11 protein-coding genes and 1 CRISPR repeat array are annotated in these 12,329 nt (G+C 62.3%); of the genes, 5 read left to right on the top strand and 6 right to left on the bottom strand.

Annotated elements, in window-relative coordinates; all coding sequences use genetic code 11:
* The coding region (locus ACT8II_RS06875; RefSeq protein WP_443813459.1) for an L-lactate permease at positions 1-972 on the bottom strand (972 nt) is incomplete at its 3' end.
* 259 nt (positions 973-1,231) lie between these two features.
* On the opposite strand from ACT8II_RS06875, the gene ACT8II_RS06870 reads away from it, so the two are divergent.
* Entirely contained in the window at positions 1,232-2,719 is a 1,488-nt protein-coding gene (locus ACT8II_RS06870; RefSeq protein ID WP_199588866.1) for a lipopolysaccharide biosynthesis protein, read from the top strand.
* Positions 2,720-2,745: 26 nt separating this feature from the next.
* Here the strand turns inward: ACT8II_RS06870 and ACT8II_RS06865 are convergent, their stop codons facing one another.
* Positions 2,746-3,615: a metallophosphoesterase gene (locus ACT8II_RS06865; RefSeq protein WP_443813457.1), complete on the bottom strand. Its 870-nt coding sequence runs from the start codon at positions 3,613-3,615 to the stop codon at positions 2,746-2,748.
* Positions 3,616-3,797: 182 nt separating this feature from the next.
* On the opposite strand from ACT8II_RS06865, the gene serC reads away from it, so the two are divergent.
* From serC to ACT8II_RS06850, 3 genes are all read left to right on the top strand, one after another.
* Positions 3,798-4,907, top strand: coding sequence for a 3-phosphoserine/phosphohydroxythreonine transaminase (gene serC, locus ACT8II_RS06860; RefSeq protein ID WP_443813456.1), 1,110 nt, complete (start codon positions 3,798-3,800; stop codon positions 4,905-4,907).
* A gap of 178 nt (positions 4,908-5,085) precedes the next feature.
* Positions 5,086-6,249 (top strand): phosphoglycerate dehydrogenase, encoded by a 1,164-nt coding sequence (locus ACT8II_RS06855; RefSeq protein WP_443813454.1) that lies wholly within the window; start codon positions 5,086-5,088, stop codon positions 6,247-6,249.
* A 95-nt stretch (positions 6,250-6,344) separates the two neighbouring features.
* Positions 6,345-7,586, top strand: coding sequence for a DUF1015 domain-containing protein (locus ACT8II_RS06850; protein ID WP_443813452.1), 1,242 nt, complete (start codon positions 6,345-6,347; stop codon positions 7,584-7,586).
* A gap of 446 nt (positions 7,587-8,032) precedes the next feature.
* On the opposite strand, the gene ACT8II_RS06845 is transcribed toward ACT8II_RS06850, so the two are convergent.
* Positions 8,033-8,623: a histidine phosphatase family protein gene (locus ACT8II_RS06845; protein WP_294122816.1), complete on the bottom strand. Its 591-nt coding sequence runs from the start codon at positions 8,621-8,623 to the stop codon at positions 8,033-8,035.
* A 164-nt stretch (positions 8,624-8,787) separates the two neighbouring features.
* Here ACT8II_RS06845 and ACT8II_RS06840 point away from each other — a divergent pair, with 164 nt between their 5' ends.
* A complete protein-coding gene (locus tag ACT8II_RS06840; RefSeq protein WP_294122815.1) occupies positions 8,788-9,555 on the top strand; it encodes a MerR family transcriptional regulator in 768 nt (255 codons plus the stop codon).
* 90 nt (positions 9,556-9,645) lie between these two features.
* Here ACT8II_RS06840 and ACT8II_RS06835 read toward each other — a convergent pair whose 3' ends face one another.
* The 3 genes from ACT8II_RS06835 to ACT8II_RS06825 form a co-directional block, all read right to left on the bottom strand.
* Complete coding sequence (locus ACT8II_RS06835; RefSeq protein WP_118653141.1) at positions 9,646-10,323, bottom strand: HAD family hydrolase; 678 nt, start codon at positions 10,321-10,323, stop codon at positions 9,646-9,648.
* 376 nt (positions 10,324-10,699) lie between these two features.
* Positions 10,700-11,056, bottom strand: a complete 357-nt coding sequence (locus ACT8II_RS06830) for a hypothetical protein (protein WP_118653139.1) — start codon at positions 11,054-11,056, stop codon at positions 10,700-10,702.
* A gap of 99 nt (positions 11,057-11,155) precedes the next feature.
* Positions 11,156-11,338 carry a hypothetical protein gene (locus tag ACT8II_RS06825; protein ID WP_118653137.1) on the bottom strand — a complete coding sequence of 61 codons (183 nt, stop codon included), beginning with the start codon at positions 11,336-11,338 and terminating at the stop codon, positions 11,156-11,158.
* 343 nt (positions 11,339-11,681) lie between these two features.
* Positions 11,682-12,310: direct repeats of the CRISPR family, unit length 36 nt; unit sequence GTTGGATTACCAGTCAGAACGACACTGCTCCAAAAC.
* Between the last annotated feature and the right edge of the window lie 19 nt (positions 12,311-12,329).

Raw genomic sequence — 12,329 nt, 5'->3', positions numbered from 1 at the left:
CTGGGCGAGCCACGCGTTCAGGGACGGCACGAGCTTCGAGGTCGCGAGCAGCAGCACGAAGATCAAGATAAAGCACGACCATGCACGCAGGGCACCTGCCAAGGTCGCCTTCTCGGTCGATGCGATCTCCATGCGATACTCGTCGCGTGCCGCGCCCGGACGGCGCGCCAACAACGCCGTGACGATAAGCGAGCACAGGGAGCCGACCACAACCGTGAGCTCAGGCCCCACGAACGCCGCGACCGCCAAGGACGGCAGCGCGTAGGCGACACCCGACGCCAGGGCGATATGCCAAACGCCGCCGAGACGCGTACCCACGCCGGCACCCGGCGCGCACTCCTCACCGGTCTCGGCGGCGAGGAACACGACGATGAACGGAACGATGACGAAAAATGGCGCAAGCTGAACCATCTCGGTAAAGGCAAGGCAAACCGGGTCGAGCCCCGTGAGGCCCGCGAGCGACACGGTGGGAACGCCCACGGAACCGAAGCAGGTGGGAACGCCATTGGCGACCAGGCAGATGAGAACTGCCTGCAACGCTGGGAAACCGAGTGCCGCGAGCATGCCCGCCGGAATCGCCACGGCGGTCCCGAATCCGCTCATGCCCTCCATGAAGCCACCAAAGCACCAAGCGACCAGCAATGCGAGAACGCGGCGATCGGTCGAGAGCGAGGTGATCATCGACCCGATCACGTCCATGGCCCCCGTGCGGACGCACAGGTTATAGGTAAAGACCGCCGCGATGATCACGAGCACGATAGGCCACAGCGCCATGAGAAAGCCCTCGAGACTCGCCGTGGCGACCTCGGGGATGGGCATGCCCCACCATGCAAGCGCGAGCACACAGGAAATGACGAACGATCCCGACGCCGCCTTCCACGCGGGAAGGCGAAGCGCCACGAGCGCGACGATCAACCAGACGATGGGCAAAAGGGCCAATATGAAGGGGATGGCAAGGTCGGCAATTGACAAAACGGCTCCTAACGACATCCGATATCCGACAATGAGTCCAATGCGCGACGAGCCATACGCCTCGTGCTGAACAACCGCACCGCCGCGCGCCGGACCATAGTACCACTCACCCGCTCACCCCAACCGACGCCCCGTCGGGACGCACCGCCGTACGCTCCGGTCGACTCCGTCCGTATCGGGCCGCTTCCAAATCGTCCACGCCGCCCTTCGGAAAACAAAGGGGCTATACTTCCGAGCAACCCAACCGATTGGAATGCCCGTGCCTTCACATCCGCTCGACAACCTCCGTGTCAAAATCCGCGATCTCCACACGCGTCACGGAGATGGCAACCGCGCGTATATCGCAGGCGGACGACCCAGCAGCTCGCGCACGGAAGCCGCGGAACAACCCTCCCCGCGCGAACCTGGTCCACTCGCACGCCTGGCGAATGCCTGGTGGACGCGGCTTATCGAATCGATTTACGACGGTGGGCTCTCCGCACAGGAGGCAGAGTACGAAAGCGGCGAAACACGGCGCGACTACGTGTGGAACACCATCGGCATCGGCGTATGGGGCATGGTCTTTCCCGTGCTCACCGTCGTCGCCACCCAACTCGCCGGCACCGAACAGGCAGGACGCTTCTCCATGGCGTTCGCCGCCGGCACCCTGCTCATGTTCCTGTCGAACTACGGCGTGCGGACGTTCCAAGTATCTGACATCGACGAGAAGAACTCCTTCGCCTCTTATCAGCTCAATCGCTGGATCACCTCGATCATCGCACTCGTGATGGGACTCCTGTACTGCACCATTCGCGATTACGGCCCCGGCATGCTCATGTTGTCCATGGGCGTCTACGTCTACAAGATCGTCGACGGCCTCGCCGACGTATACGAGGGTCGTCTCCAGCAGGCGGACAAACTCTATCTCGCCGGCATCAGCCAGGCACTGCGCTCCCTTGCCTCCATGGCGGCATTCTGCATCCTGCTGTTCCTCACCAGGAGCTGCGCCGTCGCGGCGGCAGGAATGGCCATCGCCGCCGTCGCCTCGCTCATCCTCGTCTCCATTCCCCTCGCGCTGCTCGAAACGGAAGGGTCGCGCCCGTGGAATATGGGAGAGGTGGGTTCCCTCTTCCGCCACTGCTTCCCGCTGTTCTCCGCGGTTTTCCTTTTCAACCTCATCGAGAGCCTGCCCAAGTTCGCCATGGAGGGCATGCTCTCTTACGATAACCAGCTCTACTTCAACGCGCTCTTCTTTCCCGCGCAGGGCATTCTGCTCGCCTCCGGGTTTATGTATAAACCCCAGCTGCTCAGGCTGGCGAACATCTGGTCCAACCCACGCCGTCGCAAGCGCTTTGACCTCATCGTGCTCGCCATGTTGGGCGTCATCACCCTGCTCACCCTGGGGACCCTCGTGTTCATGGGCTGGATAGGCATATCGGTCATGAGTTTCATGTACGGCATCGATTTCGAGCGATACCGTGTGGCGGCGAACCTCATGATCATCGCGGGAGGCGTGAGCGCGTCGATCGACTTTCTCTACGCCATCATCACCGTCCTGCGTCATCAGAGCTCGGCGACCAAACCCTATCTCATCACCTTCGCGTTCGCCCTTGTCGTACCCACGGCGCTCATCTGGATCATAGGCCTCGACGGCGCGGTCATAGGCTACCTCGCGTCGATGACACTCCTATTGACGCTCCTCGGCATCAAGTACTACCGCATCAGGCAAAACCTCTCGCAGCGCAACCGTTCGCCGTTCCGCTCTTGATGCACGGCGCTGCGATGCAGCAGGGGTTACTCCCCTTCTTCGATGTCCGCGAGCCACACGCGGCGGTCCTCGAGGCGCATAATGCCCACGCGGCCGCTCGGATACCCGGTGGCGGCAGAACAGTCGATGCAGATGCGATCGGCCACACCACCCGTGTCGCGCGAGGGCCCAACCTCCACCATCACGCCGCGCAGGGCTTCATCCACGCCATCACCGCACATGAGCGTCGCGTATCGACCCAAAAGCACCGAGGGCGTGTGTCCGGCAATGACCACGGGGCCCCGTCCGTCGCAACCGACCAGTCCCGTGGGTTCCGACCAGAACTCACGGCGTATCCACAGAAGGTCGTCAACCCGTTGTTGAACCATGGCATCGAGTAGGTTGCGTGGCGTGGCTCCGCCATAGCCTCCCTGCGTATCGGCCGTCACGCCCATCGCGGCAAGCGACTCCCTCAACCGTGAAGCGTCGATGCCCGCGTGACATAACACGTGCGAGCGACAGGCACCGGGAGCCACGGAGCGCCGTGCATCGTCAACCTCCACGACCGCGAACGTCGGTAATTCCGCGAACCAATCCATGACATCGACGTACGCGTCGCGCGCAAGCGCGTCGAGCTGCTCAGATGTGACGAAACCGCCATTCATGTGCCACGCCATCATGTCCGACTCGTCACCCGTGAGAATCGTCTCGAGTAGCATCGCTTCGTGGTTGCCCATAAGCACGTGCGTATTGGGCAGAGAGCGCACGATGCGCACCACGCCCAGGGGATCGGGGCCACGATCGACCATGTCCCCCAGGACGAAGACGGCATCATTCGATCCAGGCTGCGCCAATTCCAAAGCGCGGTCGAGTGCCCGCGCATGTCCGTGCGCGTCCGATGTCACATACGTCGCCAATGCAGTCTTCCCTTCAAGGTCAACTTGAACGTTAGGGTTATTGTATTCCCCTCAGGCGCATATCTCAAACTCCCGTGTCGCGGCCGTGTAAACAATTGAATATGGAAAGCGCCCCCATGCGCCGTATGCTTTAGAGTGATAAAGTACATCGCATTATCCAAACGACTCCCCAAAGGACAGCCATGGCACGCGTGCACAACTTCTCCGCCGGTCCCGCCGCGCTCCCCGAGCGCGTGCTGCGCGAAGCTCAATCCGAGCTGCTCGACTTCGCGGGCAGCGGCATGTCTGTGCTCGAGATGAGCCACCGCTCCCCCGTCTATCAGGCCGTCATCGACGAAGCCGAGGCGACCCTGCGCCGACTGCTCGCCATCCCCTCGAACTACCGTGTGCTGTTCCTGCAGGGCGGCGCGACCCTGCAGTTCGCGGGCGTACCGCTGAACCTCATGCGCCGTGGCCATGCGGGCTACGTCGTGAGCGGTAACTTCTCCAAACTCGCCTGGAAGGAAGGATGCAAGTACGGCCAGGCAGAGATTCTCGCCAGCAGCGAGGACACGAACTTCGACCGCATCCCCGACCTCACACCCGTAAAGGAACGCGCCGCCGCGGGCGACCTCGACTACGTCCACATCTGCCAGAACAACACGATCTTCGGCACGCAGTTCCACGAGCTGCCCGACTGCGGGTCGACGCCCCTCGTGGCTGACGTCTCGAGCTGCTTCCTGTCCATGCCGCTCGACATCGAGCGCTACGGCCTCATCTACGCCGGTGCCCAAAAGAACGCCGGCCCCTCCGGCGTGACCGTGGTGATCGTTCACGAGGACCTCATCGAAGGCGGCCCCGCGCGCGCCGACATCTGCCCCACCTACATGGGTTACAAGCTGCAGGCGAGTAAAGGCTCCATGTATAACACGCCCAACACCTTCGGCATCTACCTATGCGGCAAGGTCTTCCGCTGGATCGAGGAGACCGACGGGCTCGTCGCCATGGCACAGCGCAACCGCGCCAAGGCAGAGCTCCTCTACCACACGCTCGATGAAAGCGAGCTCTTCCACGGCACGGCCCAACGCGACAGCCGCTCCATCTGCAACGTCACCTTCCGCACCAACGACGCGGACCTCGACGCCGCCTTCATCTCCTTCGCGCGCGAACGGGGCATCGAGGGCGTGAAGGGACACCGCCTGGTGGGCGGCATGCGCGCCAGCATCTACAACGCGGTGACCATGGACTCCGTGGGGGCCCTCGTGACGTGCATGAAGGAATTCGAGAGGGAATTGCCGTCGCGATCTATCTAGGGGCACCGCCCCTCTCCCATTGCGCCACCGCATCGCGTGTGGAACGTCAGGCCGGCTCCCGTGAGGTCCGCCGCGAGTTCCGCACGAGCCGAAGGCCGCGAAACGCGTCATGCGCACCAGCAAGACTGTCCGAGCACCGGGCCTCGCAAGGGCCGGTCAGCGGGAATGTGAGGCATTCATGAGATACATCAAAACCATCGACGACATCACCAAGGACGGCAGCGTCGACTTCGGCGCGGGATACGAATTCGTCGAGGACGCCAAGGACGCCGACGCGATTCTCATGCGTTCCACCGACCTGCATGGCTACGAGCTGCCCGAGGGCATCCGTGCCATCGGTCGCTGCGGCGCGGGCGTGAACAACATCCCCGTCGAGGAGTACGCGCGCCGCGGCGTGGTGGTGTTCAACTCCCCTGGCGCCAACTCAAACGCCGTCAAGGAAATCGTCATCGCCATGATGATCATGTCGAGTCGCGGCATCGTGCAGGCCATGCAGTGGGTGCGTGACAACGCCGATGATCCCAACATCATGGTCGATGCCGAAAAGGCGAAAAAGGCGTTTGTCGGGCGCGAGGTACGCGGCAAGCGCATCGGCGTCGTGGGCCTCGGCAACGTGGGGTCCAAGGTCGCCAATGCCTGCGTCGAGCTCGGCATGGACGTCTACGGCTACGACCCGTTCATCTCCGTCGAGCACGCGTGGGCCTTGAACCGCGAAGTCCAGCGCGTGGGCACGCTCGAGGACCTCTGTCGCGGCTGCGACTACCTCACCTTGCACGTGCCGTCCAAGGCAGACACCATTGGCATGATCTCCACCGAGCAACTCGCCCTGCTCGCCCCAGGCGCCGTGCTCATCAACTTCGCCCGCGAGACCATTATCGACGAGGACGCAGTCGCCGCGGCGCTCGAATCCGGGAAGCTCGCCTGGTTCGCATGCGACTTCGCCACGCCCAAAACGGTGAAGATGCCTCGCACCTTCATCACCACGCACTCCGGCGCCGGCACCGCCGAGGCCGAGGCCAATTGCGCCGACATGGCGATTTCGGAGCTCAAGGACTACCTGGAAAACGGCAACATCGCGCATTCGGTGAACTACCCCGCCTGCTCCATGGGCAAGGCGCGCGCCGCGAGCCGCATCGCATGCCTGCACGCCAACGTGCCCAACATGATCGGCCAGATCACCGCCATCCTCGCGAAGGACAACGCCAACGTCCAGCGCATGGTCAACGAGAGCGCCGGCGAGAACGCCTACACCATGTTCGACACCGATGAGCACCTCGACAGCGCAACCATCGAGGCCCTCAAGGGCATCTCCGGCATGTACCGCGTGCGCGTGATCAAGTAGGCTCGACGGCGCCCCCGCTTAGAGCGGCCGCCGTCGAGCCCGCCGGGCGCGTACAATAGTGGGCAGTCACGCCTCGTCATCCGAAAGGAGGCCCCATGAAGGCCCTCCCATTTCCCTGCATCCGCCCCGTTCCCGAGCATGCGGCGGAGGTCGCCGCGCTGCCGTATGACGTGTTCGACCGCGCCGAGGCGGCGGCGTATGTGGCGGGACACCCCCTGTCGTTCCTGGACATCGACCGCCCCGAAACGCAATTCGACCCTGAACAGGACATGTACGCCCCCGAGGTCTACGCGCGCGGGGCGGAGCTGCTGCGCGAGCGCATCGAGGACGGGACGTTCGTGAGGGACGGGAACCTCGCGTACTACATCTACGAACTCGCCTGGGAGGGGCATGTCCAGACGGGCGTCGTCGCGGTGTGCTCCGTCGACGAATACGAATCCGGCATCATCAAGCGCCACGAGCTCACGCGCGAAGACAAGGAGCGCGATCGTATCGAGCACATCGAGGCCCTTGGCTGCCAAACGGGGCCGATCTTCCTCACCTATCGCGACCAGCCTGTGCTGGACATGATCGTGGGCGCCGCCAAAACCTCAACGCCCCTGTACGATTTCACCGACGAGGCCGGGGTGCGCCAGACCGCGTGGGAGGTCGCGCGTCGCGACGCCGTGGATGCGCTCCACGCCATGCTCGGCCGGATTCCATGCGCCTACATCGCCGACGGCCACCATCGCGCCGCAAGCGCGGTGAAAGTTGCCCAGCGCATGCGCGAGCAGGCCAAGGCGGAGGGCACGTACACCGGTAAGGAACCCTTCAATTACTTCCTCTCCGTCCTGTTCCCGGCGAGCCAGCTCACCATCCTGCCGTACAACCGCGTGGTCGCCGACCGCAACGGCCTCGATACACACGAGTTGCTCGAGGCTCTGAGCGGCACGGGCTTTGGGATCATCGAGGCAACGGGGCCGGTCGAGCCGAGCGAGCGCGGGGTGTTCGGCATGTTCACCGACGGCACCTGGTATGAGCTGCACGGGGACATGCGCGACGCCGTGAGCCCCGTCGCCTCCCTCGACGTCTCCATCCTGCAGGACCACATCCTCGCGCCCATTTTGGGCATCGACGACCCTCGTACCGACCCCCGCATCTCATTCGTGGGCGGCATTCGCGGAACCGATGAGCTTGAGGCCCGGGCGGGCAAGAACGGCATAGCGTTCACGCTGTGCGCCACCGGCATCGACCAGCTGCTCACCATCGCGGACGCCGGCGAGGTCATGCCGCCCAAATCGACCTGGTTCGAACCCAAACTGCGCAGCGGCCTGTTCATCCACCGCATCGCGAAGTAGCTCAAAGCCGCTTTCCGGCCCTTGGTTCCGTGCATTTTCACGATGATGGTCAAAATACCCTAGTTGTGCGCCAACATGACCTCGTTTCCAGCGATGCATACTCGGCCGCACATGTGAATCCTGGGACTTTGCTCTCATCTTATGAACCAGACCGGCACTCGCGTGCGCGAGCACGACCCGGAGATCGCGCAATCCTGGGGTTTTGTCTTGAGTCTTCTTGAGGTTCAACGCACAAACAGGGTATTTTGACCACCTGACCGGAATCGTATGGGGCGCCAAGCCCTCGGCCTTAAAATATATTCATTCACCACTGCGATTCATACCATTTTATGCAAGACCGCCCGGCTCCCATGGAGCCGGGCGGTCTTGCCGCGCGCCACTTGAAAGCCCACGCGCAAAGCGCGCAACCGGTGCTGCCGAAAAGACGCATCCGAGACGCGAGGCGCCTACTCCCCGAGCAGTACCCTCAGCCGATCCTGCTCGATGACCTCAATCAGCTCGAACATCCCCTCGCTGAACGCAAAATGCATGATGCTGCAGTTGCCGGGCACCTTCCCATGATCGAACCCGCCGTCGGGCACCCATCGGGTCAGGAACTCGCGACATGCCGACCCGTGGCTCACCGCCAACACGCGCTCATGGCCGGGACGCGCCATGATTTGCGCAAGCGCATCGCTCACACGACGGCGCACGTCCATCTGCGCCTCACCACCGAAGGGGACATAGAAATCGCCCCACGGGAACGGCGGCATAAGGCTCACGCGCTCCCCCTCGAACGCGCCGAACCCCCATTCGCGCAGGTCCTCGACGCGCTCATAGCTCATACCCACGATGCGCTCGATAGTCTGCTGTGTGCGGGTCAGCGTGGAAGTGTACGCATGGTCGAACGTGATTCCCTCGCGCTCGAAATACCTGCCGATGCGCTCCGCCTGCTCCTCGCCCTCGCGCGTGAGAGGCGCATCGCACCAACCTTGGATCACTCGCTTCTCGTTGAACATGGTCTTGCCGTGTCGGACAAGATACAGGTCGCCGTGCATCAATACCCCCCTTTGGCGCCCCGTCGCGCGGGCGGGCGTCGCATTTGTTTACATCTATGTGTTCCGATTGTATCAATCGACGGCGAATGCCGGCCAAGCCCGTCCTTGACCTTAATGTTGCGGAAAGGTTTATCCTACGGACGATCGACGTCGAGGAGGCCGACATGGACTTACGGGAAACATACGGCATCGGAGAGGTCTCCAAGATCGCGGGAGTATCGACCCGCACATTGCGTTTCTACGAGGAAGAGGGGCTGCTGAAGCCCACGAGGGGCCCCAACGGGTACCGCCGCTACACGCCGGCGGACATCGACCGCCTGCAGGAGATCCTGCTCTTGCGCCACATGGGCGTAGGCACGGCCGAGATCCCACGCGCCCTGAGCGCCACCGAAGATGAGCGCCGCCGCGCGCTCGCCCATCATCTCGAAACGCTCAAGACGGAGCATGCGCGCCTCGAGGCGCTCATCCGCACCGTCGAAACCACCATCGCACACATCGAGAAAGGAACGCCCATGAGCGACAAGGCCAAATTCGAGGGCATGAAGCGGGGCCTCATCGAGGACAACGAGCACGAGTACGGCAAGGAGGTTCGCGAGCGCTGGGGAGACGCCGCGGCAGACGAGGCGAACCGCAAGATGCTCAATCTGAGCGAGGGGGAATTCGAGCGCTTCCAGGAGTTGGGACGGGCCATCAACGAGGCGCTCGAGGCCGCCGTGACCGCGGGCGCCGACCCGACGGGCCAAGAAGGCGAGCGCATCTGCTCCATGCACCGCGAGTGGCTCGGATTCACCTGGAACTTCTACACGCCCGAAGCGCATCGCGGCCTGGCCGAGATGTACGTCGCCGACGAGCGCTTCACCGCATACTACGACGGGAACGTCGCCGGGTGCGCCACCTGGCTGCACGGTGCGATCACCGCGCACGCGAGGTAGGAACGCCCCTCGAATATCGTGCACCGGCGGGGCATTGGGCCGACGGACGGCGCCCGCCCGTATCGCGCGGCATGCGAGGAGCGTGAACGGCTACTTCCCGACGACGTCCGCACCGCGACCCAGTGGGCCCGCCTCGCGCAGGAGATGACGAACCGCGTCGGCGAGGTCGTCGCCTTCCCATGCGGCAGTGGCGGCGGCGCATGCCTCGGCGGAGGCGTTGATCGCGAGCGAGGCGCCCACAACCCCGAACAGCGGCATATCGGAGCGACTGTCCCCCACCGCCATGCACGCGGCCACATCGACGCCGAGCGCGCGGGCACGGTCCCGTGCGAACGCCGGTTTTGCAAACTCGTCGGCATCGCGCGCCACTTCGCCCGTGAACACGCCGTCGACCACCTCGAGCTCTGGTCCGCACCACCCGGAGAAACCGAAGCGCCGCGCCAGATACGCCCCGATATAGGACCAGGTGCAGGAAGCCAGATATGGCTCGAGGCCCGCGTCGCGGCATATGGCGAGGGCGGGCGCGATACCATCGATGAGGGGCATGCCGTCAAGCCACGCCTCGACGTCCTGAACGCGAAGGCCGGCGTAACCCGCCGCATCCACGCGACACACCGCGGCGTTATCCATCTCGCCGCGTGCGTACGCCTCCTCGGCGGCGCGCATCTCATCGCCGATGCCCAGGCGTTCGGCGACGAAGATGCCCGAATTCACACCGCGCGTGAGCGTTCCATCGATGTCGAAGAAGATGAGACCCCTAGGTTCCATCGAGCAGCCCTCCCATAACAAGCCGAGGCGGCGCGACGATTAATAGCATGAATCGAACTCGCACCCTTAGCCGCCAGCATCGAATTGCGTCCGGACGAATCGGTACCATTATCGCAAGGAATGAGTTTCCCGGCGATACGCGAAATGCCGTTGAATGGAATCTCGAATGGATAGGACGACAAACACGTTGATGGCTCAGATCATCTTGTCGCTTGCCATGTTCACACTCGGCATACTGGGCCTCCTCGTCTACGCGTACCTTGAATATCGCAAGAAGCCCGTAGCAGAGCAACGAGTGATGCGCAAAAGGCTTCTCATCGCTTTGGGCCGTGGCGTGATTAACCTGGTCAAAATCACGGCAGCGGTTGTCGTGGCGCTATTCGTCTCGGTCTTTTGGCTTGCCTTGAAGGAGAACCCGGCGCCCAAACGGCGATAAGGTGCGATCGTACAGCCCATCGCTGAAGAGCAAGCTGGGCGCGTGCGGGCGTGCGGGAGGGTCTTCGCGTCTCGCCGCCCCGTCGGAACTCCCATGTCTTCCGAGTTCGCGGGCCTTTTTGGCGATGAACGCATCCTCCTCGGCTTCGCTCACTTCGTCGACCCACAGCTCGCCGATGAGCATGTCCATGATCTCCATGCTGTGGACCCAGCGCGCCCGGGCGAAGTCGTAGGTCTGGCACACCGTATCGTCCATGCGATGAATCCCGATGCCGTTGTCCTCGATGTAGTACTTCATGCGCCCCCTTGAGCGAACGTAAACGCAGGCATCGATATCCCCCACTTCAATTTAGGGACAGTCCCTAAATTGAGGTTTGGCGCAATTACAGCAAGCCGCCTATCTGCGATTCTGCATATCTGCCGAAATGAGATTCTTGATATAGTCCGTTGTGTTGTCTTGCGATTTCAACCACGTATACATCTCTTCATCGGCGTCGCTGTTCGGATAAAACCGAATGGTTAGCTGCTTAACCTTCTTGCGATAATTGTTGGTCGCACGGCGCTGCGCTTCCGTCTGCATTGCCCCCCCTTACGGTTGCGATTTTATACTTACCAGTATGAATCTTGCTCTCCGGACTCATGGCCTTCAAGCTCTCATCGAAGTTGGCCAGTGCTCGTCACCCATGAAGGGTGCGGCGCGCAGACGACGACGCACCCCTTGAGGTCGCGAATCATCGCTGCTGTGCGGCCTGACAACACCCCCTTGGATGACACGCCTTCACTCGGAAGGACCCATGCTGATGACACTGGCACTCAACCGCCCCTTAAGCAACACGGCACTTATGCCAGCATTTGGGGCGCGTGACGGCCTCAGAACGACACTGCTCCAAAACAGTATCCCATGTGGATATTGACCTCGGCTCGTTGAATTACCAGTCAGAACGACACTGCTCCAAAACCGGTCTCGTCGCCAAGCTCTGCAAGACCGAGTTGGATTACCAGTCAGAACGACACTGCTCCAAAACCAGGGGCCTCACGATAGACAGGGCGATCGTGTTGGATTACCAGTCAGAACGACACTGCTCCAAAACCCCTGCTTGAGGGCGAACGCCCTGTGCAGGTTGGATTGCCAGTCAGAACGACACTGCTCCAAAACCGCCGATTACGTGCCGTGTCGTGACGCAAGGTTGGATTACCAGTCAGAACGACACTGCTCCAAAACCTTGCGTTGCACAGCGTTGTTAAATTTGAGTTGGATTACCAGTCAGAACGACACTGCTCCAAAACTGCGTTGCATAGTATCGCGTTGCGTTACTGGTTGGATTACCAGTCAGAACGACACTGCTCCAAAACGAGCAGTCGAAGAAGCGCATCCACCGCGTCGTTGGATTACCAGTCAGAACGACACTGCTCCAAAACTTCCATCAAGCCCGCCGACGCTGAGACGCGGTTGGATTACCAGTCAGAACGACACTGCTCCAAAACCGAGGGGAGCGTTCTTTTCGAGAGCGTGAAAGTTGGATTACCAGTCAGAACGACACTGCTCCAAAACCGTACTATCAAGTAATGAA

It is taken from the genome of Collinsella sp., assembly GCF_052346665.1.
GTDB lineage: Bacteria > Actinomycetota > Coriobacteriia > Coriobacteriales > Coriobacteriaceae > Collinsella.
This window is presented reverse-complemented; position numbering and strand designations above follow the sequence as displayed.

What these genes read in the sequence shown, in the direction of transcription:
- serC (WP_443813456.1), top strand. Translation starts at nt 3,798, where the DNA reads ATGGCACGCGTGCACAACTTCTCCGCCGGTCCCGCCGCGCTCCCCGAG.
- ACT8II_RS06855 (WP_443813454.1), top strand. Translation starts at nt 5,086, where the DNA reads ATGAGATACATCAAAACCATCGACGACATCACCAAGGACGGCAGCGTC.
- ACT8II_RS06850 (WP_443813452.1), top strand. Translation starts at nt 6,345, where the DNA reads ATGAAGGCCCTCCCATTTCCCTGCATCCGCCCCGTTCCCGAGCATGCG.
- ACT8II_RS06845 (WP_294122816.1), bottom strand. Translation starts at nt 8,623, where the DNA reads ATGCACGGCGACCTGTATCTTGTCCGACACGGCAAGACCATGTTCAAC.
- ACT8II_RS06840 (WP_294122815.1), top strand. Translation starts at nt 8,788, where the DNA reads ATGGACTTACGGGAAACATACGGCATCGGAGAGGTCTCCAAGATCGCG.
- ACT8II_RS06835 (WP_118653141.1), bottom strand. Translation starts at nt 10,323, where the DNA reads ATGGAACCTAGGGGTCTCATCTTCTTCGACATCGATGGAACGCTCACG.
- ACT8II_RS06830 (WP_118653139.1), bottom strand. Translation starts at nt 11,056, where the DNA reads ATGAAGTACTACATCGAGGACAACGGCATCGGGATTCATCGCATGGAC.
- ACT8II_RS06825 (WP_118653137.1), bottom strand. Translation starts at nt 11,338, where the DNA reads ATGCAGACGGAAGCGCAGCGCCGTGCGACCAACAATTATCGCAAGAAG.